The organism is Pseudomonas sp. HLS-6 TE3448 (genome assembly GCF_053629555.1).
In genome coordinates, this window is record NZ_JBRJIO010000001.1 from 3,273,759 (window position 1) to 3,300,636 (window position 26,878).

Here is a 26,878-nt window from a genome sequence, read left to right on the forward strand (position 1 = left end):
TATTTCCCAGGCGGCCTGATTGCTAACACTTGTAGTTTGCTTCAATCAGTCTCCCCTTGGCGGCGTGAACATGCTTGATCAGCAACTTCTCCAGTTGCTCCCACAGTGCCGCTTCAGTACTGAATGCCACGTTGAAGCGCATCCAGCCCGTGGCTTGTGAGTCGACCATGAACAACTGCCCGGGGCCGAGCATGATGCCGTGTTTGAGGGCTTCGTCAACCAGCGCGGCACTGTCGGGGATGGCCGGGTGACGGGTCCAGATGTACATGCCTTCATCTGAATCGACAAACAACTCGAAGCCCAGCCGGGTGAGCTGGCGGCTGACTTCCTGTTGCGCTTCCGACAGGCGTTGGCGCATGCGCTTGAGGTGTTTGCGCCATCGGCCATCGGTGATAGCCGCATACACCACGCGTTCCATGACCTGTGAGGTGGTCAGGCCCGAGCGCATCTTCAGGTGCAGCAATTGCTGCATCAGCGAGGGGTTGGCCAGCATGTAGCCGACGCGCACGTTGGGGGAGATACTTTTGGAATAGCTGCCGACGTACACCACCTGTTGCAGGTGATCGAGGCTGGTCAGGCAGGGCAGGGGCTCTGCGATCATGTCGGCGTAGAGGTTGTTTTCCACAATCCGAAAGCCGTGCTGCGAGGCGAGTTGCAGCAGGCGGTGCAATTGCACGAGGGGCGTGCGCGAGCAGGTCGGGCTGTGCAGGTGCGGCTGGGTGAAAAACACCGTTGGGCGGTGGTGCGCGAGCAGCCGTTCGAGGTGGTCCAGGTCGTAGCCGGCCGGGGTGCGCGGCACACCGATCAGGGTGGCCCCCTGGAAGCGCAGGATGCTCATCAGGTTGGGGTAGCCGGGGTCGTCCACCAGCACCACGTCGCCCGGTTGCACCAGCGTGCGCACAGCAAGGTCCAGCGCCTGGCTGCCGCCATGGGTGAGCATCAACTGGGTAGGCGGCACGACGATGCGCAGGTCCTGCTGCAAGTTCTGCGCGGTGAGCGTGCGCAACTCCAGCAGCCCCATGGGGTCGCCATAGCCACTGAGCTCCATCACGCTGCTGGCAACCTGACGCAAGCCGCGACGCAGCCCGTCTTCGAACATCCAGTCGTTTGGCAGCCAGCCGCAGCCGGGTTTGAAGGCCAGTTGTCGGCTTTCAAAAATCTGCTGCAAGTACCACTCGGAGTTAAACGTGGGTTTGACCGGGCGCGGTTCGCTGGCTTGTGCGTTGATCCGCTCGTTTGCCGAGCGGTTGACGAAGAAGCCCGCATTGCCCCGACTGATCAGCAAGCCTTGGGCGACCAGACGGTCGTAGGCTTCGACTACGGTAAACGTGCTGACCGAATAGGTGGCGGCGAAGGCGCGAATCGACGGTACTTTTGCGCCGGGTTTGAGGGTGTTGTTCTCGATCAACTCACGCAGCCCGTTGATGATCTGGTTGACCAATGGGGGCGATGCGTCGGGTCGTAATTCAAACATGGGGAAGCTGTGCCTTCAAATGAGCGTACCACCAAGCACCTGCAGGAAAACGGAGTGTGCTGCATCGGCGACCTGTACAGTGCAGTGACGATTTGTGCGCGCTGTGCATGGCTCTTGGCGTCAGACATTTTTACATTAGGTGTCAGTTATCGCCAGACCAAAGCCGTTGAAGCTTCATGAACAATCACAATCTATCCGATGCTTTTCCGACGGAGAGTGCTCCGTTCACGTCTTTTCCGCTGATGTCGTCGCCTGTTGGTGCCGTTCATCCGTCCCTTGCACCACACCTCAGGCCCACCGGACGAGCCTGAGCACGATAGAAACCCTGCCCAACGTGGCCGTTTGTCGGCTCGGGCACACCATCGTGCACACAATCAGACAGCTGATGCAGAGGTGAACGCGACGATCGTCGTGCTTTCACGAGTTTCCTTAGATAAAAAGAACACGAGGTAGACTACTGATGGACGCAACATCCACATCCACTTCCACAGCGAAGGTGGAGCATGAGAGCAAGCTCAGTGCTTCGCTCAAATCGCGCCACCTGACCATGATGTCGATTGCCGGGGTCATCGGCGGCGCATTGTTCGTCGGCTCTGGCAGTGTGATCCACAGCGCTGGCCCGGCTGCCGTACTCGCCTATCTGGCCGGTGGCATCCTGGTGGTGCTGATCATGCGCATGCTTGGCGAAATGGCCACGTCATCGCCTGATACGGGTTCGTTTTCCACCTATGCCGAACGTGCCATTGGCCGTTGGGCCGGTTTCACCATCGGTTGGCTGTATTGGTGGTTCTGGGTCATCTTGATGGCGTGGGAAGCCTACGTCGCAGGCAAGATTCTGCACGGCTGGTTCCCCTCGGTCAGCATCAACACCTTCACGTTGATCGCTACCCTGACGCTGATTGGCGTCAACTTCTTCAACGTCAAGCACTACGGTGAGTTTGAGTTCTGGTTCGCCCTGATCAAGGTGGTGGCCATTGTCTGCTTCCTTGTGGTCTGTGGCATGGCCGTGGTCAATTTGTGGCCGACCGGTGAAGTGCATGGCATCAGCAACCTGACGGCGGTGGAAGGCTTCATGCCCAATGGCATTGAGTCAGTCGTTGTGGCCATGCTTGGGGTGATGTTCGCGTTCCTCGGTGCTGAAATCGTTACCATCGCTGCGGCCGAATCGAAAAACCCTTCCGAGCAGATCGTCAAGGCGACCAACTCGGTGGTTTGGCGTGTATGCCTGTTCTACGTGGGTTCGATCTTCCTGATCGTAGCCCTGGTGCCGTGGAACGATCCGCTGCTGGGCCAGTCCGGCTATGGTTCTTACCGTCGTACGCTGGAGCTGTTGGGCATCCCTGGCGCTGAGATGGTGATGAACTTCGTGGTTCTGACCTCGGTGAGCAGCTGCATGATTTCGGCGCACTACACGGCCTCGCGCATGCTGTTCTCCCTGGCTACCCGTGGCGATGCGCCGGCGATCTTCAAGATGACCCGCGCCGGCAGCGGCGTACCGGTATTCTCGATTCTCGGTTCATGCTCGGTAGCGGTGTTTGTTGCCCTGATCAACTTCAGCGACACCCTGCGGCCCAAGGATGTGCTGGACGTACTGATGAACACCACCGGCATGATTGCCATGCTGGTTTACCTGGTGATCGCCTTCTCGCAACTGAAAATGCGTCGCAAGCTGGAAGCTGAAGGCAAGCAGATTCGTCTGAAGATGTGGCTGTTCCCTTGGCTGACCTACCTGGTGATTGCGTTCATCATCGCGTGCCTTGTTACTATGGCTTTCGTTGATGAGTACCAGGTGCTAGTGATCTCTACCGGTATCGCGTCCATCGTCGTGGCGCTCATGGGGGCAGTCGTTCACCGGCGCGCCCTGAAAAACAAGGCCGCCTGAAGCAGCCTCCCTTCCTGGGCGACCTCGGTTCGCCCGGATACGCGCCTGGCGTATTGCCAGGCGCAGCGCGTAACCGGTGCCTGTCAGCTTTCAGGCGCCGGTAAACGTCGATTTCGCGCCTTTCTCAAGGCCCTGCCGGTAAAGACGCCGGACACTGCCCCCAGTCAACCGCCCAGTACGTGCTACAGATGACGATCTGTACTGCTTGTTTGCAGTGCGTTGGTCAGGCTGGAAGGTCACTGCACTTTAACGTTAATGGTTGAACAACTTGGGTGGTTAACAGGCATTGGCGAGATATTGATTTGAAATAGTCGTCTGCCTGATTAATTTCAAGAGCGCATACACCACCTGTGGGTACTTGGGGGTATGAGTGAGTCTGTCAAGAACATGACGACAGTGCGTTACATATTATTGGATCCAATTAAGGTGATTGATTTTCAAGGGAAATGAGATCTATTGCCATCACGGTTGTTGCGGCACCTGCGTGCCGTGGGCATAGACTAAAATGTGAGCCTGGCAATTCATGGGTTATGTTTAAACATCATGACAGTGAGTTGCCGTTGGTCGGGTGCCGTTAAAAGAGCGACCTCCAGAAACTAAGCGCTACTATATTGATATCAAGCCTAGTGTTTCTTTTTACTGAGAAAATGCTTGATATATAGAGGTTTCTGTCCTTTGCGTTTGCAAGGGAGGGGGAATGAAGTGGAGCAGGTCACTTTAGCTATCCGACATCTGCGCGATGAGCAAATGCTGCTGCGGCAAGGGGGGCTTTACTGGCTGTCCATTGATCATGTGAGCGACGCCAAAGTCTTGGCGCTTCAGTTCCTGGAGGGGCTAGGGCACATTCAGGCAGCCACGTTGGTGTGCTTCAACCAGGCCCCCCAAGAGGTGGTTGCCTCATTGGAGCGGCACGCTGGCCCCACAGCGTTGAGTATGTTTGAAGTGCCTGAGGCGTCGATCAGATTGGCGCTCGAATCGTTGAACCATGAATTGAGCCGAGCCGCTGTCAAAAAGGGCAGTCCAATCGTTTTGATGCTTCCGGCAGCCAGTTGGCAGGGGTTCGGCAGCCAGAATTTGCAACGCTGGTGTGAGAGCCTGGCAACCTGGTTGGATAGGCACGGTTGCACATTGCTGGTGCTGTGTCATGGCCAGGCTCCGAAGCTTCATGCACATTTGATAAGCCTTAATGAGCGGCTTTCCGGGCTGGCGCGGCTTTATCGTCGTGACGGTGTTACCCGCTATCAACTGAGTTATTGGCACAGTCCGCTGGGCGTTTGCAGTGAGCAGGAGTTTGAGCTGGAGGCACATCCTGAGGGATTCGCGCTGGCCTTGTTCGAACGTACCAATCCGCAACCGACACAGAGTGAGGACCAACGGCTCTACCTGGCGCTACGCTCGGTGCTGGAAGGCATATCACCACTGTCTCATCAGTGGAGGCAATTCGATAACTATGACGACCTTTTTCTCCAGGCAAGTCGGGCAAAAGCTGCAAGCGTCATAGTGGGGGTAACGAACAATCTGCAAGTCGAGGAACTCGCCCAGCGATTGTATGAGTTGCGCGAGCGCTGCGGCATTTCGCTGAAAATCATCGTACGGGAATTGGCCGCTTGCTTACGCTATCGGGATGAGCGTCTGTTGGTGTCCTGTGGGGCGAATATCATCGTGCCCTATGGGGTTTCGCCAGCCTGTTTTTTCAGTTTGGTTGACAGTGTTCAGGGGCAGGTTTGGCGGCATAGCCTGAACATCAAGTTAAACGAGTTGCTTGAGCGGCTCCGGCCACCGACGGTGTTTGGTGTGGTGTCGCCGCACCAATTCATCTCGATACTGGACCCGATCTATGAGCGTGACGCCGGGGAGGTCAGCCATCAATTGCTGAGGTTGCAGCCGCGCAATGACATGACGGCTGAGCAATACCTCAACCAGATCGATCTGCGTCGTCTTGGCGATATTGCATGCGTGCTCGACGGCGTGTTGTACCTGTTTCTGTTTGCGTGCAGGGCCGATGGCGTGGCCAGTGCACTGGCGCGGATTTTCCGATTGCCTTGGTACGACCTGTTCAGTGAGTGCCAGTTTTTGTTTGGTATTGAGGGTTTACCACGTAAAGCCTTGTTGGACACGGCGGTTCCCCCGGTGAGCGCCCGGCTGGCTTCGGTTGATGCCGATGCAGGGGCGGTAGTGGATACGCAGCGGAGAAATACCTACACGCCGCGGCCTATGGTCTTGCCCGTCACGGAGTATCGCCCATGAGCACTTCCGATCTGCTGCAGGTCATTGCGCTCAGCAGTGTACTGACATTGGCACTGGTGGTTTTTTTCAGGAGTTTCTGGCGTTCGCTTGCGACGCTGTTGCGAGGCTGCTTGCGGCCTCGTTACCTGAAATCAAAAGGCCTGCGTCGTCGCGTGGCGGCCACCACGGCAAAGGGTGAGCCCGATGAGCCAGCTTAAGATCATTCCGTCTCAGCCTGTACGACGCAACACCGGTTTGGGGATGTGGAACGTTTATTTTCTGATCAAGTTCGTCATGCTCTGGATGGGGTACCTCAACCTGCAGATATTGCCCAACCTGGTCTTTGCCGCCTTTTTGTTGGTGCCTCTGAATAGTCGAAAGCTGGAGATCCTGCGCGCCCTGATCGCGCTGCCAGTGGGGGTGATGCTGTTCTATCAGGACACCTGGTTACCGCCTTTGGCTAACGTGTTGAATCACCCGGGGCTGATGTCCTTCTCTGCAGACTATTTTCTCGAACTGGCGGGACGCTTTATCAATTGGAGCCTCTGTGGCTGGTTGCTCCTGGTGATGGTGATGTACCGTCTTGTGCATCAGTGGTTACGGGTAACAACCTTTACCCTGATCGGTTTGGCCTGGTTGGGCGCTACGAGTTTGCTGGCCTTGCAGGCCCCCTCTGAACCAGCCGTTGCAATGGTCGCCTCGCCAGGGGTTGCCAGCAAGAAAGTGATGGTTGCCGAGCCCGACAATGAGACCCTTAACCGCTACTTGCAGGATTTCTATACCACCGAAGCAACACGTCGTGTCGAGTTCAAACCGCCGATCACAGATGCTCCGCCGTTTGACCTGCTGTTGATTAACGTGTGCTCGTTGGCCTGGGACGATATCGACTCGGTGGGCTTGCGTGACAACCCGCTGTTCCAGCAGATGGATGTGGTATTCGACAACTTCAACTCTGTCACCTCTTACAGTGGGCCGGCAGCCATTCGCTTGCTGCGTGCCAGTTGTGGCCAAGCAAGCCATACCGCCTTGTACAAGACATCGCCAGAGCAGTGCCTGTTGTTCGATGAGTTGAGCAAGTTGGGGTTTGCCAGTGAAGTGATGCTTAACCACACCGGTGAATTCGAAGGCTTCATTGACAGGGTCCGTACTCAGGGTTCACTCCCGGCACCTGCCGTGGATATCCATAGGCTGAAGAACCCGATAGTCAGTTTTGAAGGCTCGCCTATCTGGCGAGATGGCGAGGTCTTGGATAAATGGTGGCAGCACCGTGAAAGCGAGAACCAGTCGCGCGTGGCGCTTTTTTACAACACCATTACCTTGCATGACGGTAATCGCCTGCGCGCAGAGGACGGAAGCTTGAAGAGCGCCGACTATAAAGTGCGTGCACAGATGCTGCTCAGTGACTTGAGCGGCTTCATCAAGCAGCTGGAGCACAGTGGCCGGCGCGTGGTGGTAGTGATTGTGCCGGAGCATGGTGCCGCCCTGCACGGTGACCGCATGCAGATTTCTGGCATGCGCGAAATTCCAAGCCCATCAATCACCCATGTCCCTGTCGGTATCAAGCTGGTAGGGATGGGCGCCAGTCCACGCACCAGCCCCCTGCACATCAGTGAACCGAGCAGCTTTCTGGCCCTCTCGGAAATCATCAGCCGTCTTTATGTCGCGCAGGCCCAACCGCAGGGCCTTGACTGGACTACCTTGCTGACCGGCCTTCCGCAAACACCGGTGGTTTCGGAGAATGCTGGGACCGTAGTGCTTGAGTATGCCGGCCGACCTTATGTTCGAATCAAGGAGAATGGCGCATGGCTGCCTTACCCGCAGAAACTCAATTGAATTCGAAGGTATTGTTGCGCTACGAGCATACTACTGACATTGCTCAGCTCAAGGTTTGCCTGCAATTACCTGATCTGGAGTATGTCGATGTTTCCGCTCAGCTTGAACTCAAGGGTGCATTGCAACGTTGGCCGTTGCTGGCGGCTGTCAGCGAGGTAGCGCAGCACGAGGAGCGGGTGTTGCCGCTCGAACGCCAGGAGGCGAAATGATTTCCCTGAGTGTACGTGGCATACGCGGTGGGGTTGGCAACAGCTCGCTGCTGGCTGCCCTTGGCCATGCATTGCACCACCTCGGCCAGTCCGTCTTGTTGGTGGATATGTGTCCTGAGAACCTCCTGGGCTTGCATTTCAACCTGTCAGTTGGCGAGCGCGGTGGTTGGGCGCGTGCTCTGCTCGATGAGCAGAACTGGGAGGATCAGGCCTGGACGCTGCAGCCGCAATTGTGCCTGCTGCCTTATGGGCAGTTGGATCATCCAGAGCAACAGCAGGTTGAACATCGTTTGTCTAAGGACCCCGACGTGTGGGCACGACGCCAGGCGGCCTTGGCCAAACACTTTGACTGGATGCTGTTCGACTTGCCTCAGCGTTTGCCCGGGCATGCGAAGGTCGGCAGTTGTGCATTACAGATTCAGGTCGCCGAAGCCGACGCAGCGTGCCACGTGCTGTTGCATCGCGCTGAAGCACTGAATGGCTATTTGTTGGTTAATCGATTCGAGCCTGCCAGTTTGCTTCAACGCGACCTGCTACTGATTTGGCGAAGGCTTTTTGGCGTACGAATGCTGCCATTGGCGGTCCACAATGATGAAGCCATGCGCGAGGCATTGGCGCTCCAGAAGCCGCTTGGGCAACATTCGCCTGCCAGCCTTGCGGCTCAGGATGTGCTCAGCCTTGCCACCTGGTGCCTGGCTCAACGCCAGGATCGACCATGATCACCCGTTGGTTTCCCTACGCTCATCTGCGCCAACGGCATGGTTGCAACCCGTTGGTGGCATTTCTGTTGGCGACAATGAACGCACTGGCCTGGCTGGTGCTGCCGCTTGAGTCGCCCGCCTGGCGAAGCGTGCTTGATCAACCTATGCGCTGGTATCCGCACCTGGCCCGCAAGACGCCGAGCCTGGGTGACCCGATACGCTACACCATACAAAGCCTCTGGCTGCTACTGATTCGTCCGTTAGGGCGGGCGCCCCGTAAAGCCCGTGAGCCGGGGTTGCTGCAGCGCCTGGTCGGGCTCTGCCGGCAGGGATGGGCGCGTGTCGTCGAGGTTCTGGAGCAGTTGCCCGAGCGTGTTGTACAGCGCACGCACCTGCATCAGGGGACACATTGGTGGGGCGGGCTAGGGCGCCCTGTTCGATACCTGCTTGATGGTGTGATTGCCGTGATTGCGCTTGGCTTGGCGCTGTTGTGCATCACCGAACCGTTTGGCCTGCTCAATCAGACGATTTTCGTCATTCTGCTCTGGGGATTGGCCATGCTGATTCGGCGAATCCCGGGACGCCTCCCTACATTGATGCTGATCATGTTGTCGGTCATCGTCTCCTGTCGTTACCTGTGGTGGCGCTACACCGCGACGCTGAACTGGGATAAACCATTCGACCTGGGCTGTGGTGTACTGCTACTGATGGCTGAAACCTACTCGTGGGTAGTGTTGATCCTGGGCTATATCCAGACCAGTTGGCCGCTTGAGCGCAAGCCGGTACAACTGCCCAGCGATGTGCGCTTGTGGCCGACAGTTGACCTGCTGATTCCCACCTACAACGAAGACCTTGCCGTGGTTCGAGGCACCGTTTACGCAGCACTGGGCATCGACTGGCCACGTGACAAACTCAAGATCTATATCCTGGATGATGGTCGGCGTGAGGTGTTTCGACAGTTCGCCGAGGAAGTGGGGGTCGGCTACATCGTTCGTGACGATAATACCCATGCCAAGGCTGGTAATCTCAACCATGCGTTGGGTCATATAAACAGCGAGCTGGTAACGATCTTCGACTGCGATCATTTGCCGGTGCGCTCATTTTTGCAGCTGACCGTGGGGTGGTTCCTGCGTGACCCGAAGCTGGCGTTGGTACAAACCCCGCATCACTTTCTCTCGCCCGATCCATTTGAGCGCAACCTGAACCTGTTCCGCCGCAGCCCCAATGAAGGCGAACTGTTTTATGGGCTGGTCCAGGATGGCAATGACCTGTGGAATGCTGCATTTTTCTGCGGTTCGTGTGCCGTGCTACGGCGCTCTGCACTGGATGAGATTGGCGGTTTTGCCGTGGAGACGGTAACCGAAGATGCCCACACGTCGCTGCGTCTGCATCGTCATGGCTGGAACTCCGCTTATATACGTGTACCGCAAGCGGCCGGTCTGGCCACTGAAAGCCTGTCGGCACATATTGGCCAGCGTATTCGCTGGGCGAGGGGCATGGCGCAGATTTTCCGCACCGACAACCCGTTGCTGGGGAAAGGCCTGACACTCCTCCAGCGTATCTGCTACGCCAACGCAATGCTGCACTTCCTGGCCGGCCTGCCACGGTTGATTTTCCTCACTGCGCCGCTGGCGTTCCTGCTCCTGCATGCCTACATCATTTATGCGCCGGCGTTGATGATCCTGTTGTATGTATTGCCGCACATGGTTCACGCCAGCCTGACCACCTCCAGGATGCAGGGGGCCTATCGTCGGACATTCTGGGGCGAAGTCTACGAAACGGTGTTGTCGTGGTACATCGCCCGCCCGACCACCGTGGCACTGTTCAGCCCCAAGAAGGGCAAATTCAATGTCACGGCCAAGGGTGGCCTGATGGAACACAATCAGTTTGACTGGCGCATTGCCAAACCGTACCTGATCCTTGCACTGCTCAACCTGGCAGGCCTGGTTTTCGCGGTCTGGCGTTTCATCCATGGCCCGGCAAACGAGTACAGCACCGTGCTGATCAGTGGTGCCTGGGTGGTCTACAACTTGCTCATCATTGGCGTTGCGGTCGCGGTGGCCGCCGAAGTGCGGCAGGTGCGCAGTACCCACCGGGTTCAGTCGAAACTACCGGCGGCGGTGCGCCTGGACAGCGGTCATTGCTATCCGGGGATTCTGCATGACTACTCCGATGGCGGGGCTTGCATCAACGTCAATGCCGACCTTTCCCTGTCGCCAGGGGCGCGTATCTCGGTGCTGATGCAGCGTGGCGCTCGAGAGTTCCTGTTTCCGGGCACAGTAACGCGTAGCCAGAAAGGCACCATCAGTATCCGTTTTGCCGAGATGTCGGTGCAGCAGAAAATTGACTTCGTGCAGTGCACGTTCGCCCGCGCTGATGCCTGGTTGGGCTGGAGCGAGGCGTTCACGCCTGACCAACCGTTGTACAGCTTTATCGGGATTCTAAAGATGGGTGGGCGCGGCTACAGGCGGCTGTTCAGCTATTTGCCTTCGTGGGCCTCGCGCTTGATCAATCCGGTCTTGCGTGTGTTGCGCTGGCTAGCAAGCTATCTGCCGCGCGTGCCGACCCATTCCCCTAGCACTTCCAGCGAACCGGTGACCACGCAATGAGCCGAACTCTCAGGACATTCTGCTTTACCAGCTTTCTGCTCCCGGCCCTCGGCTTCTGCCTGGCGCAGGCTGAACCTCTGACGCCACAGGCCTCGACACCGAATGAGGTGAGGTCATCACTGAACGGGCTTCCAAGTTGGAGCAAAACGCTCAGCTTCGAAAAGTTGGGGCGCAGTTCCGACAGCTTGTTGCTGGGTATTCACAACAGCGATCAGATTGTGTTCAGCATGCGTCATGACCGGATCGCCAGTGATGTTCGCTTGCAATTGGAGTACACGCCTTCACCGGCGCTGCTACCACTGGTCTCACACCTTCGGGTTTACCTCAATGATGTCCTGATGAGTGTGGTCCCCATCGCGAAAGACCAGCTAGGGAACAAGACGACTCAAGAGCTCATCCTTGATCCACGCCTTGTCAGTGACTTCAACCGGGTGCGCCTGGAGTTCGTCGGGCATTATTCAGAACTTTGCGAAGATCCTGCAAACAGTGCGTTATGGCTGAACGTCAGCCGTACCAGTCACTTGCTCATCCAGGAGCAGGCGCTATCGCTGAAGAACGACCTGGCCTATTTTCCGATGCCGTTCTTTGATACGCGAGGGCAGGAAAAGGCGATGGTAAACATGGTGTTCGCCGACTCCCCAACGTTGGGTGAACAGCGTGCAGCGGGCATACTGGCGTCTTATTTCGGTAGTTTGGCCGGTTGGCGCGGCACACAGTTCCCCGTGTTGTTTGACCAGTTGCCGGCGGTGAGCGAGCACAACAGGGCAATGCCCTCGATCGTCTTTGCCAGCAACGGACATCGGCCAAAAATGCTGGCAGACCTGCAGAAGTTCCCGCTGGTCCAGGCGCCATCCATTCAGATAATTGATAACCCCGCTGACGCTTACAGCAAGGTGCTGCTTGTGCTGGGGCGTAACGAAGACGACCTGGTCACTGCCGCGCAGACCCTCGCGCTAGGGGGAGGGTTGTTGAGTGGTTCGCAGATGACCTTGGACACGGTCCGGGACATACCGCGACGCCAGCCTTATGACGCGCCGAACTGGATGCGCACGGACCGCCCCGTGCGTTTCGCCGAGCTGATCAAGTACCCCGAGCAACTGCAAGCCAGTGGCTTGCGGCCGCAGCCGATCAGCCTTGAAATGAAGCTCCCGCCTGATCTTTTTTTCTGGCTCAATCGAGGCGTACCGCTGGAAACGCGGTATCGCTACACCGTGCCATCAACCAATGATGCATCACAGCTCAATATCAGCCTGAACAATCAGTTCATCAGCAGTTTGCCGCTGGGCAAGAATACTGGTGATGTGATCAAAGGCTTGAGCGCGATGGTGTTGTCCAGTGATTCGATCGACGCCAGCCACAAACTGTTGGTGCCGTCGTTAAAAATCGAAGACCGCAACACCCTGCGTTTTGACTTTAACTTTGCCAGTACCTTGAGCAGTGCCCAGAAGGGCCATTGCCAGACGTCCTTGCCGTCGACCAATCAGGTGCTGATCGACCAAGAGTCGACGATTGATCTTTCCGGCTACCATCACTACCTCCGGATGCCGGACCTGCGTGCCTTCGCCCGCAGCGGTTTCCCATTCAGCCGAATGGCCGACCTCTCGGAAACCATGGTGATGGTGCCCGCTCGCAGCGATGCCACGCAGATCAGTACCTTGCTTGAAACCCTCGCATGGATTTCAGCGCAGTCTGGCCTGCCGGCTTTCGGGTTGCGATTGTCAGACGACTGGAAAGCGGTCGCCAACATCGACGCAGATCTGCTGGTGATGAGCCAGATGCCTCAGAACCTGCGCAAGAGCCAAGACCTTACTCAACTGCTCGACCATACGCGATCCTCGATTCTGAATGCCTCACGCCAGCAGGCAGGTGGCGCGGGCATTGCGTATGCCGGTGAGTCCGCAGGTGAAGGCATCGCGGCAGCTTCGATCGCCAATGCGCCGCTGGCTGCGGTTATCGGGTTGCAGTCGCCATTCAATGCCCAGCGCAGCATTGTTGCCTTCCTGGCCAACAGTGATGAGGACCACCAACTGTTGCGTGATGTGCTCAACGACACTGGAAAACTGGACGCGATGACCGGCTCTGTGGTGTTGGTGCGTAGCAGTGGCGTTAGCGGCCAACAGGTGGGGGACCAATATTTCGTCGGGCATCTGCCATGGTGGATGTTGGTGTGGTACCGACTTTCCGATCAACCTGCCGTACTCGCAGCTGTAACGAGTATGAGCATGCTGTTGGGGGCTTTCCTGCTGTGGCGCGTCCTGCAGTGGGTCGCACGTCGGCGTCTGGCGAACAAGCCGTGAGGTTGCTCAAGGACATGGGGGCGCTTGCACTGGCGTTGAGCGTTGTGGCGCCGGTCAGCGCCAGCGAATGCCTGTGGCCCGCCTGGGAGGGTTACAAGCACGCGCTGTTGAGTCAGGACGGTCGTGTCATTGATCGTTCCTCGAAGCAACACATTACGACCTCAGAGGGGCAGGGGTATGGGATGTTCTTTGCCTTGCTGGCCAATGATCGGGACAGCTTTGCTCAGTTGTTGAACTGGACCCAGAACAACCTTGCCGAGGGTGATCTGAGCCGACACTTGCCGGCCTGGAAATGGGGCAAGGATCAGCACGGTCATTGGTCGGTGCTCGATACCAACAATGCCAGTGATGCCGACCTGTGGATCGCTTACAGCCTGCTTGAGGCCGGTCGCCTTTGGGGGCGGGAGGACTATGTGACGCTGGGGCGCAATATGCTCTGGCGCAGCGCCGCGCAAAGCCTGCGTAAACTGCCGGGGCTGGGTTTGATGCTATTACCTGGCGACACGGGGTTCGAGACCGCAGAGGGCTGGCGCCTGAACCCCAGTTACTTGCCGTTGCCGTTGCTCGCCCGGTTTTCCCAGGAGTCGTCGATTTGGGCCGAGCTGGCAGACAACACACGACGGATGTTGCTTGAGGGAACGCCCAAGGGCTTTGCCCCCGATTGGCTTCTCTGGCGCGAGGGTCAGGGCTGGAAGGTGGATGCTGTTAAAGGCAGTGAGGGTAGTTACGATGCGATCCGGGTGTACTTGTGGCTCGGCATGCTGGCGCCGGATGCCCCCGGACGGACCGATTTGCTCAAGCACTTCCTGCCGATGGTCGAGGTAAGCACTCATGACGGCTTCCCTCCAGCGTCTGTCGACAGTGCAACCGGGGCTCACACCGGTATTGGTCCTGTTGGCTTTTCGGCAGCGCTGTTACCCTTGCTGGCCAGTGATCCGACGTCCGTCGCGGCGCTGCAGGCCCAGCGCCAGCGCCTGCATCAGGAGCTGCCTCAGGCCAATGCGTATTACAACCAGTCGCTGACAATGTTTGGTCAGGGGTGGGATGACCATCGTTATCGATTCAACAAGGAGGGCCGGCTTGTGCCGAGCTGGGTTGATTCATGCAAAGAATAAGAACGTGGGGACTGTTGTTTAGCTGTCTATCGGGTGCAGCGCTGGCCCAACCAATGAGTAGCAATGATCAGCAGCAGTGGTTATTGGAGCAAGTCCGTATTGGCGAGGCGTCTTACCGTGAAGACCTGGTGCGTGACTCCTTGGCACGTCTGGAGTTGATCGCGCCCAACGACCCTGAAGTGCTGCTGGCCAAGGTGCGTCAGGCGTTGCAGCAAAAAAATCCAGCGCTGGCAGAGGCGCGCGTGGCGCAGTTACGCAGCCAGGCGCCAGGTTCCCCGCAACTGCAGCATGCTGAGGACCTGCTGATGCTGCAAACGCCGGAAGGGCAGAAGCGCTTGCAGGAAGCGCGCTTGCTGGCGGCGGCGGGGCGCGCCGAAGAGTCGGCCAAACTCTATGAGCAATTGTTCGACAAGGGCCCGCCTGATTTCATTACAACCATGGAATTCTGGAGTGTTCGCAGCAATATCCCAGCCCAGCGCGATATGGCTATTGAGCACTTGTATGAGCTGGATCAGCAGTACCCAGGCAATGTCGAATTGCAAAAGCTGATGGGCAGGCTGCTGACTGCGCAAAAACGTGATGCGGAACGCGAGTACAAAGCGCTGTTGGATATGCCGATGGGCAGTGAAAGTGCGCAGGCCTGGCAAGGCTTCATCGAGCACTACCGTCATTTGCCGATCAAGGAAGATGCCCGAAACCAACTGCAGCGCCAGCAGCAACTGCTGGGCGATCCTGCCTGGCGTGCTGGTATAACCGGCAAGAAGCTGGTTGATGAGGGGAAAAACGCCAATGCCGAAGCGGACTTGCGTCGTGCCTTGATCAAGTATCCCGAGGACCCCAGCCTGCATGGGGCCCTGGGTATTGCCCTGATGCGTCAGAAAAAGTACGAAGGCGCATATGACGCATTTTCCAGTGCGTTGAGCAAAGAGCAGGATTCCCGTTGGATCAGCAAGTGGGCCGATCTCAAGACAGCCAACTATCAATGGATGCTGTTACAGAAAGGCGATGCCGCATTAGAGCGAAAGGAGTACAGCGCCGCTCAGGGCTTTTACCAACGTGCCCATGATGCCAAGCCCGGCGATGCCGATGCCCTGGTCGGGCTGGCTGCTGTCGCCCGTGCGCAACAGCGTGATACGCAAGCTGAAACGCTGCTGCTCAAGGCACGCAAACTCGAGCCTGGCAATGGCAGTGTCGTGCGTGCACTGGTGAGGCTTTACCAATCACAATCGCCGGGCAAGGCAGAAGCCTTTCTCGACAGCCTGTCGCCGTCCGAACAGCGAGAGTTTGCCGCCTTGCGCGATAGCTTGGCGCTGGATCGGCTCAAGGCGCAGGCCGATGCGGCGGCACAGCGTGCCGACTGGGCACAGGTGGCTGCCTCATTGAGCAAGGCCAGGGTATTGGCGCCAGACGATCCGTGGTTGACCTATCGTTTGGCCAACAGTCAGCGTGAGTTGGGGCAACGCGCAGCTGCCGATGACAGTTTCCGTCAATTGTTGCAGCGCAAGGGGCAGGACAGCGAAACCCGCTACGCCCATGCCCTCTACCTGGCCAGTGATTCGCGCGATGCCGAGGCTCAGGATTCGCTCTCGAAAATACCCGTATCGGCATGGACCGATAACATGCACGAACTGGCCAACCGGTTGCGTCGTCGCCAGCTGCAAGCCCAGGTCTCGGCGCTGCGTGAGCGCGGTCAGGAAGATCAGGCTGAGGCTTTGTTGCTGCGTTCAGCCACGGTTGACGACTACGCGACGCTGGCTGACTGGTCATTGCAGCGGGGCGAGTATGCCAAGGCTCAACGTTACTATCGGACTGTTCTGGAGAAGGAACCACAGAACGCCGACGCCCAGCTGGGGATGATCGAAACCCTGATTGCCAGCGGCCAAAAAGCATCGGCGCGTCAAGCGCTGCAATCACTCAAGCCTTCCCAGGACGTGAGTCACGATCCGGCGTATCAGCGTCGGCTGGCCAATGCCTGGGCTGCGGTGGGCGAGCGTGAAAAGGCCAATGCGGTGTTCGCCCAGTTGATGAAGACACCACAGACCGACCCCGTGATATACCGCGATGCGGCTCGTTCGATAGCCAAGGATAACCCTCAGCAGGCGTTGGACTATTACGCACGGGGCATGGCGGCTGCTGGCATGCTGACACCCGAGCAAGCCGTACCGCGGGATGATCGAGCCCTGACCCTGGCGAGCCGTGAGCAAGACGGCGATGATTGGTTGGCAAGCAGCTTGCGCAGTGATGTCGACAAGCTGTACCAACAGACGAGCCCGACGATCACCCTTTACCACGACTACCTCTGGCGTACCGACAACTCAGCGTCAGGTATCTCCGATCTGGTGACCCAGACCAGCATCGTGCGGGTTGATACGCCGCTGCTTGAAGGGCACGGCTTCCTGCAGGCGGAAAACATTGACCTGAATGCCGACAGCTTCAAGACCAACGCCGATGGCCGTACCACGACGGACTTCGGCACCTGTTCGGTGCAGTTGCGTAGACAGAGTACGGGAGCCGTGTTGCCCAAGGGGTGCGTGAACGAATCGCAAAGTGTCAGTGGCCCTGCCATGGCACTGGGCTGGAACAACGCTCAATGGTCTTTCGACCTTGGCCGTACCCCGGACACGTTTGAAATTCCCAATTGGCTGGGGGGCGTCAGCTACGGCAGTGATTGGCACACACTCGGCTGGCGGCTGACCGCCTCGCGGCGGCCCGTTTCCAACTCCGTGGTGTCGTATTCCGGCGCTGTCGACCCTAATACCGGGATTCGTTGGGGTGGCGTTACGTCCAATGGGTTGACCCTGAGCCTGAGCCACGACCAGGGAGGGGTTGACGGTATATGGGCCAGCCTTGGCAGCTACTGGCTGCGTGGTAAAAACGTCGAGAACAACCAGAAGCGTTCGGCGATGGCGGGTTACTATTACCGGCTGATCGATCGTGCCGATGAGCGCCTGCGTACCGGGTTGACCCTGATGTACTGGGGTTACGATAACAATCAGGACGAATACACTCTGGGTAACGGTGGGTACTACAGCCCGCAGAAGTACTACTCAGTGAGCGTTCCGCTGAACTATAACTGGCGCAACAGCGACTGGTCGGTGCGTCTTGAAAGCTCGGTTGGCTGGTCTCACGCCAATACTGATGCCATCTCCAGTTCCAAGCTTCAGAGCTTGATAAGAAACGCAGGTTATGAAGTGCTGGATGGCGGCAGCCTGACGTCGAGCTCGGGTAGCAGCAGCGGCGCCAGCATCCGCCTCCAGGGCTTGTTCGAGCGTCGACTCACGGATCACATGGTCCTCGGGTCGGGCATCACCTGGCAGCACAGCGACGCTTACGCGCCCAGTACGGTCGTTCTCTACCTGCGGTACAGCTTTGATGTCTGGCAAGGCAACTTGCCGCTACCGATAGAGCCGGTGACACCTTACGCTGACTTCCTCTAGTCATTGCGCGAACAGCCGTTCCGCCCCTTGTGATCTGCGACGCTAGTCGCAGATCATTCGTCTGTATTTTTAAACGCTTCTAGCCTGCTGGTTTGTGTCAGGTCACCTGTTGCTGCAGGTGATAAAGCGCTCGCGTCCCTTAAGGAAAGTTCCCGACAGATAGGTTAATATCAAGTGAAGGCAAATTGACATCATTTAACAAAACAACCTGCCATCATCTGCAGGGAGGCCAAGTGAGTAAACGTCCTTACAGGACAGGATTGCGCCAATGGATCTGGCAAGCATTTGTGCAAAGCGCTTTGATTCCGCTGGTGTTGGTGGAAACGATACTGATAGCTTGCTACTTGTTCAGTAACCAAGCCGTTCGCGAATCCCAGCTCGAGTACCTGGAGCACAATGCAGTCGACAGCCTCAGCGCTACCGCCGAGCAAAATGCACGTATTGTTCAGGATCAGCTCGGGCATATTGCTGGCATCACGGGCATGTTTGCTCAAATGACAGCCAACGCATTGCATACCCCTGCTCAGGGAGCAATGGAAAGCCTGGCGCGCACGTCGAGCGGGGCGCTTTTCAGCCCGCATGACCTCGGTGGAGCGGCGTCCTTCTACTCGTCTGTAACGCCCCCTTCGCGCCAGGACCTGAGCAAGGTCAGGCGACTGGCACAACTTGATCCGTTGATGCGTGAAATCAAGCGTCACGAGCCGCTGGTGGCGAGCCTTTACTTCAATAGTTGGGACAGCTACAACCGCATCTACCCCTGGATTCGCGCTGACGAGCAGTACCCACATGATATGCAGATTCCTGGGTACAACTTTTACTACCTTGCCGACGCCAAACATAATCCGCAGCGCACTGCACGCTGGACCGATGTCTACCTTGACCCGGCGGGGCATGGCTGGATGATGTCGGCGATTCAGCCGGTCTACACAGGAGACTTCCTCGAGGGCGTAGTAGGCCTGGATATTACGGTGGGCGGCATCCTCGATGAAATCGGCAAGCTCAAGGTGCCGTGGGGCGGCTACCTGATGCTGGTCAGCAACGACATGAAAATCATGGCGCTGCCGCCAGAGGCTGAGCATGACTTTGCGTTGCGTGAGCCCCCCTCGCAGGACACGCAGAAAGCACTGCAAGGCGATCACTTGAGGTCTGACGATTTCAGTCTGGCGCAGCGAGCGGATTTCAATGACCTTGTGGGTGCGCTTGCCCGGCAGAGCAGCGGCAATACCGAGGTGATGCTGAGCGGCCGCCCGCACTTGGTCGCCTGGAGTGAAATACATCCAGCCGGTTGGCGTTTGCTGGCGATTGCCGACACGCGGGAGGTCATGGCCGCGACCAACAACCTGGCCAGCCACTACCGCAACATCGGCTATTTGATGATTGTCGGGTTGGTGGTGTTCTATCTCGGGTTCTTCACGTTCATGTGGGTCCGTGCCCGCACGCTCAGCGAACGGCTGCGGCGTCCCATCGGCGACATTGGTGAGATGTTGCAGCAGATCGGTCGCGGCGTATGGCATCCACAACGTGCCGTGTCGGATATTCAAGAGTTGGACGACATGGCCGGCGATGTGCTGTCCATGGGCAAGCAACTTGCGTCCAGCGAGGCGCAACGTAACACGGCCCAGCAGCACCTGAACCTGGTCGTGGAGAGCATAACCGCAGGTCTGTGGGAGTATCGTCTTGAGGACGACCGTCTGTTGCTGCACGGTGAGCTCTGCCAACGCTTCAACCTTGCAGGCTCAGAGCTGACGCGAGCGGCCTTCCATCGTCACGTCCACGCTGAGGATATCCCGGCCCTGGACAAGGCACTGGATGCACTTCGCCAGGGGCATACGTCGCGACTCGATCTGGAACTGCGCCTGTTGCGGGCGGATGGAACGCCGCTCTGGTTGCTTTGCCGGGGTCGCCTGATTGAAGAGAACGGCGCTGAGGCGCGTGTTGCAGCAGGTACCTTCGTCGACATCGACACCCTCAAACAGGTGGAAGAGGATCTGCGTCGCCGCACCTTGGAGGCGCAGGCCGCAAGCCAGGCCAAGTCGCGCTTCATCTCCAGCATGAGCCATGAGCTGCGTACACCGCTCAATGCCATTTATGGTTTCGCCCAGTTACTCCGCATGCAGGCGGATGAACAAAAGGCCGAGGTGCAGCCACTGAACGAAATCCTTGGGGCCAGCGAGCACCTCACGCATCTGGTCAACGACTTGTTGGACTGGTCCAGCTTGCAGGCCGAGACTCAGCGCCTGCAACTGCGGGCTGTTGAGGTGACTGGCCTGATGCGCGAGTGTGCCGAAATGGTCCGTTCCCAGGCCGAGGCTGCCGGGCTGCACCTGATCCTGCAGCCGACGCAAGGTTCACTGAGTGTACTGGCTGATGCCCGGCGTTTGCGTCAGGTCCTGCTTAACCTGCTGTCCAACGCGATCAAGTACAACCGCCCTGAAGGGCGCCTGCTAATGGGCGTGGAAACCTGTGGTGATCGGGTTCGGTTGTTTGTCGAGGACGGCGGGTACGGTATTGCCCCGGAGTTGCAGCATGCGCTGTACGAGCCTTTCCAGCGTCTTGGAAAGGAAAACACGGCCATTCAGGGTACCGGCATTGGCCTGGCGTTATGTCGTGAGCTTGCTGAGCTGATGAGCGCACGTATGGGGCTGTGCAGTGAGCCAGGTGTTGGCAGCCGTTTCTGGATCGACTTGGCCCATGCCAATGCCCGCCCGGCACATGCCGTGTCGGCACCTGCGCCGCGGTTGTACTACGTGGGTGACGACGATGCGACCCGCCACTGCATTGACACTACGCTTCAGGGGATGGTGACGCTGGATGCCGGAAGCCTCGCCGAGTGCCTGTTACAGGTTCGCGCCCAGGGTGCTCCGGCAATATTGCTGGTCGATTGCGACCGGCAGGGCAGCGAGCTCGGCGATTCACTGCAACAACTGCGACGCATGCCCGGTGGCGATGGGATGCTTGTGATTCTGCTGGGCTCTTGCCCCAGGTCATTGGCGATGCTGGGGTGTGAGTTTCAGGCGGTACTCAAGCAACCACTCGCGTCGGATGAACTGCGAGCGTTGGTCAGCGCACTGCTGCAACAGGAGAGTCTGAATGTTTACTGATATTCCCGCGGATACTCGCATTGTCATTATCGACGACGTCGCGGCTAACCTGCGCTTGCTTGAGTCAAGTCTGAAGGCCTTTGGCCTGAAACATGTGAAAAGCTTTGCCGACTCCGGTACAGGGCTGTGTTGGTTGCAGGAGCAGCCTTGGGATCTGCTTTTACTGGACCTGGACATGCCGGCCCCGGATGGATTCGAAATTCTGCGCCAGCTCAGTGGGCGTGACCGCTCACGTTCGCCAGTGATTATTCTGAGTGCCTTGAGCGAGCCTGAGCACCGTCGTCTGGGGCTGGAGTTGGGTGCCAATGACTACCTGAGCAAGCCCCTGGATCTGACCGAGTTGGTCTTGCGTGTGCGCAACTGCCTGCGCCTGTCCCAGGCAACCGAGAAGCTGCAAGACCTCAACCGAGAGCTGGAGGACAAAGTGCGTGAGCGCACCCTTCAGTTGCAAGACAGCTATTGCGCCGTAATCAGGGCCCTTAGCCGCGCTGCAGGTTACCGCGATGATGATACTGGCGAGCATACCTTGCGCATCGGTAATACTGCAGCCCTGTTGGCGCAGGCCATTGGGATGTCGGCGCGTTGGTGCGAGCTCATTCGCATGGCGGCGCCCATGCACGACCTCGGCAAGATCGGCATTCCTGACCGGATTTTGCGCAAGGAAGGGCCGCTCACGCTGGAAGAGCGCCAGGAAATGATGGGGCACTCGCGTATCGGGTATAACATTCTGCATGAGGAGCAGGCCACGGAACTGACCGAGCTGGCTGCTGAAATCGCTCTGTGCCACCACGAGAAGTGGGATGGCAGCGGCTACCCGCGTGGTCTTGCAGGAGAAGCAATTCCGCTGGCGTCGCGCATTGTTGCCCTATGCGACGTTTACGATGCGTTGCGCATGCCTCGCCCCTATAAGTGCGCTTGGAGCCCCGAGCGTACACAGGCCTATATTCTTGAGCAGGCTGGCCGACACTTTGATCCGAACCTGGTGCTGGTAATGCAACGCCATTTTGATGCGATCGAACAATTGATAACAGAGAGTTCAGGGAAGGACGGTAATGAGAGGCGAGATGATCTCTGCTCCGTTTCATCTGGTTGATGGATAGCCTTGTCACATATTTGAAATATTTGTCGCCACAGCCATCCTGTTGTTTTTGAATTTGTTTTCATTGGTGCTGCCAAACATTAACAAATCTTAATTAACTTCTTGTCGCGGGTTAGCTCGGCTTGTTTTTTGAGCATAGGCGCAGAATAGAGTGCCCCTTGTTTAAAAGAGTGATGGCGCATCGCCATTTATGTATTGCAAAATCGCATCAGTCAAAATAAGCTTCAGTCAGCTGGTGCATTACAGTGATTTGGAAGTGGTACTTTTCCCCAGCGATTAGATCATGGATCGATTTTTAAATGCTTATTGGAGGCATCAGTCTCCAATAATCAATCTCGTTCCGAGAGGTCATGATCTTGAGAAGCAGTTTGCCGATTTTCCCCCACACGCTAAGCGTTCCATTAGCGCAGCGACTGAAAACGTACTTCCCAATGAGCCAGCAAATGGCTGAAGCCTCCGGTCACAGGGCCAACATTACGGTGAGCTTTCCTCTGTTGCAGATGGCCTGAAGCTCACTGCGCAACAGCGCAATGTCCTGGTTGCGTGCTTTGATAGTTCGTTGCCAAGCGGCCCAGACCGCAGTGCTTCTTCTTGTAGATTGGGGTATCAGATGGCAAACCTTATGGAAACGGTGAACAGCCGCACTCAGTTGGCTGGGCAAAACCGTCTTGAACTGCTGCTTTTCCGCTTTAACGAAAATCAATTGTATGGCATCAACGTATTCAAGGTACGCGAAGTACTCAAGTGTCCTCGACTGTCGGCACTGCCAATGTCCCATCGCGTGGTCTGCGGTGTAGCGAATGTGCGTGGCGCATCCATCCCGATATTGGACCTGGCGCTAGCCACTGGACTGCCGGGTGTTAAAGACCACAGTACAGCCTTTGTCATCATTACTGAATACAACACCAAGACCCAAGGATTTCTGGTCAGTGCGGTAGAACACATCGTCAACCTTAATTGGGAAGGTATACATCCGCCACCCACGGGCAGTGGTACGCATAACTACCTTACTGCGGTAACGCAGGTGGACGGCAAACTGGTTGAAATCATCGATGTGGAAAAAGTACTGGCCGAAGTTTCGCCCGTTTCTGAACAGATTTCCGAGGGCGTAATTTCTGCCTCTATCCAGACGGCAGCTGCCAGGTTATGCGTGCTGACGGTAGATGACTCTTCTGTTGCGCGTAAACAGGTTTCCCGATGTCTGGAGGCCGTGGGTGTAGATGTGATCTCCCTCAGCGACGGGCGTCAGGCGTTAGACTATTTGCACCACATGCTCGATGAAGGGAAGAAACCAGATCAAGAATTGCTGATGATGATTTCTGATATCGAGATGCCGGAAATGGATGGCTATACCCTGACTGCGGAAGTCCGCAACGACCCACGGATGCACGACTTGCACATTGTGTTGCACACGTCCTTATCCGGCGCCTTTAATCAGGCGATGGTAAAAAAAGTGGGTGCTGACGACTTTCTGGCCAAGTTTCGCCCCGACGATCTAGCCGGTCGAGTCATTGAGCGAATGCAACAGCTGGGTGCTTGAAAGCGCTTTTGAAAACCCTGATCGGCAACACGAAAAATAACGGTATAGCGTCATGTTGAAGCGCATAGCTGTCACAGATTTACGCGTGGGTATGTACATCACAGAGTTTTGCGGGGCCTGGACTGATCATCCCTTCTGGAGAGAACGCTTTCTACTGAACAGCGATAGCGATTTAAGACGAATAGTGGACTCAGCAATACGCGAAGTCTGGATTGAAACCAGCAAGGGTTTAGATGCCGGAGCCGATGTACCGGCTGTTGGTGTGGCACAGGTCAACTCTTCTGCTGATGCAGTATTGGCCGCGGTCGCAGAGCGAAAAGTAAAAACGCTAGCGAAGGTTTCCATGGAAGAGGAAGTACTCGCGGCCCTGCGACTTTGTGGGCGCTCGAAAACAGCTATCATGGAAATGTTCAACCAAGTACGAATGGGCTGTGCGATTGATCTGCAGGGTGTCAACCAGTTGGTGGATACCATTGCCAACTCTATCGTGCGGCATCCACATGCCTTGATCAGCTTGGCACGCCTTAAAAGCGTAAACGAATACACCTACATGCATTCCGTTGCGGTCAGTGGGCTGATGATCGGGTTGGCACGTCAGTTGGGCCTCTCGCAGAGTACTGTCCATGAAGCCGGCCTCGCGGGGCTTTTGCACGATATAGGGAAAATGGCAATCCCACTGGAAATACTCGATAAACCTGGAAAACTGACGGGCGAGGAGTTCAGTGTGATCTATCAGCACCCTGAACTCGGTGCGCGTATCTTGATGGACAGCCATCACGTCAGTGCCATGGTGCTTGATGTGTGTTTACACCATCACGAAAAAGTCGACGGCACAGGCTACCCGCATAAGCTATCAGGCGAACAGATCAGCATGCTTGGGCGTATGGCAGCTGTTTGTGATGTGTATGATGCAGTTACATCGGATCGACCTTACAAGAAGGGTTGGGGGCCTGCAGACGCCATGCACAAGATGGCCGAATGGGAAGGGCATTTTGACCCTGTCATTTTCCAAGCATTCGTCAAGTACATGGGGATCTATCCAGTCGGCTCCCTCGTTCGATTGGAAAGCGGACGTCTGGCGGTCGTGCTTGAACAGAACGAGTCCTCTCTGCTGACTCCCAAGGTGAAGGTGTTTTTTTCAACTCAGAAAAAAATGTCGATTCCACAAGAAGTTGTCGACTTGAGCAAAAAGAAATCGGCAGACCGTATTGTCAGTCGAGAGGCTCACGACGCCTGGAATTTCAAGAACCTGAATTATCTCTGGACAGGGCAATAACAACGTCATCGAGGTTAGCGCTGGAGCGTGAGGCCTTTTGGGTTTAACGGAGCGGCCTACGGCACTGTGCTCACGGACACCAATGCCGGGAACTCCTCGGGGGTCAGGGTTTCTTTCTCCAATAGCAGTCTTGCGCCGGTATCCAGATCGGTCCGGCGCTGTTCAAGCAACGCCTTGGCTCGACTGTAGGCATCCTCAAGCAGCCCTCTGATCGCCAGGTCGATCTCGCGCGCGGTATGTTCCGAATAGTCCTTGTCGCGTGCGGCCAGCAGGTTTTCTCCCAGGTAACTTGCGGTGTGCCGCTCCAGCACGGCCTGGCCGAGGGTTTCACTCATGCCAAAACGGGTAACCAACTGCCGGGCGATGTCGGTGGCCTTGGCGAGGTCGTCGGCGGCCCCGGTGGAGATTTGGCCATAGACGATGAATTCGGCAGCACGCCCGGCCATGAGCACGACCATACGGTCTTTCAGCGTCTGGCAACTGACCAGGTAGTGATCGGCGTTTGGACGTTGCAGGGTGTAGCCCAGGGCGCCGACCGCACGGGGTACGATGGAGACCTTATGCACCGGGTCCATGGCCGGCAGCGTTGCTGCGGCCAAGGCGTGGCCCATTTCGTGATAGGCGACCACCTGGCGCTCCTGCGGCAGCAGCAAGCTGCTTTTGCGCTCCACGCCGGCAACGATTCGTTCCACTGCGGCAGTGAAGTCATCTAGCGTGACGGTCTGGGCGCCGCGTCGGGTTGCGACGATCGCCGCTTCGTTGACCAGGTTCGCCAGGTCTGCACCGGTAAAGCCCGTGGTGATGTCGGCGATACGTTCGCTATTGATCGATGGGTCAACCGTGACGTTCTTCAGGTGGACCTTGAGAATCTCGCTACGGCCTTTGCGGTCAGGCCGGTCGATAATGATCTGCCGGTCGAAGCGACCGGCGCGCATCAGTGCCGGGTCGAGGATTTCGGGGCGGTTGGTTGCTGCCAGCAAGACCACCCCCTCGCGCGGATCGAAGCCATCCAATTCGGCCAGCAACTGATTGAGTGTCTGCTCTTTTTCATCGTTGCCACCAAAGGCACCGACCCCGCGCATTTTCCCCAAGGCATCCAGTTCATCGATAAAGATGATGCAGGGCGCGGCAGCACGGGCCTGCTCGAAGAGGTCGCGCACCCTGGCCGCGCCCACGCCCACGAACATCTCGACGAACTCCGAGCCGGAAATGGAAAAGAACGGTACACCCGCTTCACCGGCCACGGCCTTGGCGACCAAGGTCTTGCCGGTGCCTGGAGGCCCGACCAACAGGATACCTTTGGGGATGTGGGCGCCCAGGCGAGCGTACTTGGCCTTGTCTTTCAGGAAGGAGACGATTTCGACCAGTTCGGCCTTGGCCTCGTCGATCCCCGCTACATCCGCGAAGGTCACGCCCGTCTCTTGCTGGACGAAGATTTTTGCCCTGGATTTTCCGACTCCCATCAGGCCGCCCATGCCTTGCTTCCCTGCCATCGAGCGCATGATCAGGTTCCAGACAAACATCAACAACACCAGTGGCATGAGCCAGCCCAGCAACTGGCTGCCAAAGGAGCTTTCCGGTATGCCGGTAAAGCGGATATCGGCTCCGGACGCACTGAGCTCAGTGGCCAAGGCCGGGTCGACCCGTACCGTCGAAAACTGCTTATGGCCGTTGATCGGTTCTTCCAGTGTGCCGGAAATCTGCTCACGCTCGATCTTCAGGTCCGTGACTTTATGGGCCTCCAACAGTTGGAGGAACTGGCTGTAAGGAATGGGTTCTACCGGATTCCGATTGGACTGCATGAACTGCAGCATGACCAGGGCGATAAAGGCGAACGCAAAGAATGCAAATTCCCAGCGAAAGTTCTTCATGGCTGCGGCTCGTCATGAACCGCGCAGCCGCGGACTGGCTCAAGTGATGGCATGGCCCACTTCCTTTAAGGTTTTGATGCTTCAACCATAGAACAAAGCGTAGCTGGCGGAGCAGTTTGGCTATGCAGGAACATCTCGCCTACGCTTGATCTGTTGCATCAACCCTTTTGGGCCGAATGCCCAACATGGATTGCCCCGGTTCAACAAA

16 protein-coding genes are annotated in these 26,878 nt (G+C 57.3%); 14 read left to right on the plus strand and 2 right to left on the minus strand.

Annotation, left to right across the window (positions count from 1 at the left end; genetic code table 11):
• Window positions 1-22: 22 nt before the first annotated feature.
• Entirely contained in the window at window positions 23-1,474 is a 1,452-nt protein-coding gene (locus tag AB7M23_RS15250; RefSeq protein ID WP_454241207.1) for an aminotransferase-like domain-containing protein, read from the minus strand.
• A 460-nt stretch (window positions 1,475-1,934) separates the two neighbouring features.
• Between AB7M23_RS15250 and AB7M23_RS15255 the strand changes: the two genes are divergently transcribed.
• The 14 genes from AB7M23_RS15255 to AB7M23_RS15320 all read left to right on the plus strand — a co-directional run bounded on the left by AB7M23_RS15255 (window position 1,935) and on the right by AB7M23_RS15320 (window position 24,799).
• Window positions 1,935-3,356 (plus strand): amino acid permease, encoded by a 1,422-nt coding sequence (locus AB7M23_RS15255; protein WP_454241208.1) that lies wholly within the window; start codon window positions 1,935-1,937, stop codon window positions 3,354-3,356.
• 702 nt (window positions 3,357-4,058) lie between these two features.
• Entirely contained in the window at window positions 4,059-5,603 is a 1,545-nt protein-coding gene (locus AB7M23_RS15260) for a BcsE family c-di-GMP-binding protein (RefSeq protein WP_454241209.1), read from the plus strand.
• Window positions 5,600-5,800: a cellulose biosynthesis protein BcsF gene (gene bcsF / locus AB7M23_RS15265; RefSeq protein ID WP_454241210.1), complete on the plus strand. Its 201-nt coding sequence runs from the start codon at window positions 5,600-5,602 to the stop codon at window positions 5,798-5,800. Before AB7M23_RS15260 ends, bcsF begins: the two co-directional genes overlap by 4 nt.
• Entirely contained in the window at window positions 5,787-7,415 is a 1,629-nt protein-coding gene (gene bcsG, locus AB7M23_RS15270; RefSeq protein ID WP_454241211.1) for a cellulose biosynthesis protein BcsG, read from the plus strand. The genes bcsF and bcsG overlap by 14 nt, the downstream gene beginning before the upstream one ends.
• Complete coding sequence (gene bcsR / locus AB7M23_RS15275) at window positions 7,385-7,624, plus strand: cellulose biosynthesis protein BcsR (RefSeq protein ID WP_099774209.1); 240 nt, start codon at window positions 7,385-7,387, stop codon at window positions 7,622-7,624. The genes bcsG and bcsR overlap by 31 nt, the downstream gene beginning before the upstream one ends.
• The gene (gene bcsQ / locus AB7M23_RS15280; protein WP_454241212.1) at window positions 7,621-8,343 is read left to right on the plus strand and encodes a cellulose biosynthesis protein BcsQ; all 723 of its coding nucleotides are present in this window, start codon (window positions 7,621-7,623) and stop codon (window positions 8,341-8,343) included. The genes bcsR and bcsQ overlap by 4 nt, the downstream gene beginning before the upstream one ends.
• Complete coding sequence (gene bcsA / locus AB7M23_RS15285) at window positions 8,340-10,934, plus strand: UDP-forming cellulose synthase catalytic subunit (RefSeq protein WP_454241213.1); 2,595 nt, start codon at window positions 8,340-8,342, stop codon at window positions 10,932-10,934. Before bcsQ ends, bcsA begins: the two co-directional genes overlap by 4 nt.
• The gene (gene bcsB / locus AB7M23_RS15290) at window positions 10,931-13,231 is read left to right on the plus strand and encodes a cellulose biosynthesis cyclic di-GMP-binding regulatory protein BcsB (protein ID WP_454241214.1); all 2,301 of its coding nucleotides are present in this window, start codon (window positions 10,931-10,933) and stop codon (window positions 13,229-13,231) included. The genes bcsA and bcsB overlap by 4 nt, the downstream gene beginning before the upstream one ends.
• A 14-nt stretch (window positions 13,232-13,245) precedes the next feature.
• Window positions 13,246-14,346 (plus strand): cellulose synthase complex periplasmic endoglucanase BcsZ, encoded by a 1,101-nt coding sequence (gene bcsZ, locus AB7M23_RS15295; RefSeq protein WP_454242181.1) that lies wholly within the window; start codon window positions 13,246-13,248, stop codon window positions 14,344-14,346.
• Entirely contained in the window at window positions 14,334-17,783 is a 3,450-nt protein-coding gene (bcsC, locus tag AB7M23_RS15300; protein ID WP_454241215.1) for a cellulose synthase complex outer membrane protein BcsC, read from the plus strand. The genes bcsZ and bcsC overlap by 13 nt, the downstream gene beginning before the upstream one ends.
• A gap of 233 nt (window positions 17,784-18,016) precedes the next feature.
• Window positions 18,017-20,884 carry a sensor histidine kinase gene (locus AB7M23_RS15305; RefSeq protein WP_454241216.1) on the plus strand — a complete coding sequence of 956 codons (2,868 nt, stop codon included), beginning with the start codon at window positions 18,017-18,019 and terminating at the stop codon, window positions 20,882-20,884.
• Window positions 20,874-21,977: an HD domain-containing phosphohydrolase gene (locus tag AB7M23_RS15310; protein ID WP_454241217.1), complete on the plus strand. Its 1,104-nt coding sequence runs from the start codon at window positions 20,874-20,876 to the stop codon at window positions 21,975-21,977. Before AB7M23_RS15305 ends, AB7M23_RS15310 begins: the two co-directional genes overlap by 11 nt.
• A 616-nt stretch (window positions 21,978-22,593) precedes the next feature.
• Window positions 22,594-23,523, plus strand: coding sequence for a chemotaxis protein CheV (locus tag AB7M23_RS15315; RefSeq protein WP_454241218.1), 930 nt, complete (start codon window positions 22,594-22,596; stop codon window positions 23,521-23,523).
• Between the two features lie 52 nt (window positions 23,524-23,575).
• A complete protein-coding gene (locus tag AB7M23_RS15320) occupies window positions 23,576-24,799 on the plus strand; it encodes an HD-GYP domain-containing protein (RefSeq protein ID WP_454241219.1) in 1,224 nt (407 codons plus the stop codon).
• 56 nt (window positions 24,800-24,855) lie between these two features.
• On the opposite strand, the gene ftsH is transcribed toward AB7M23_RS15320, so the two are convergent.
• On the minus strand, window positions 24,856-26,670 hold the full coding sequence (gene ftsH, locus AB7M23_RS15325) for an ATP-dependent zinc metalloprotease FtsH (RefSeq protein WP_454241220.1): 1,815 nt from the start codon (window positions 26,668-26,670) through the stop codon (window positions 24,856-24,858).
• Window positions 26,671-26,878: the final 208 nt, after the last annotated feature.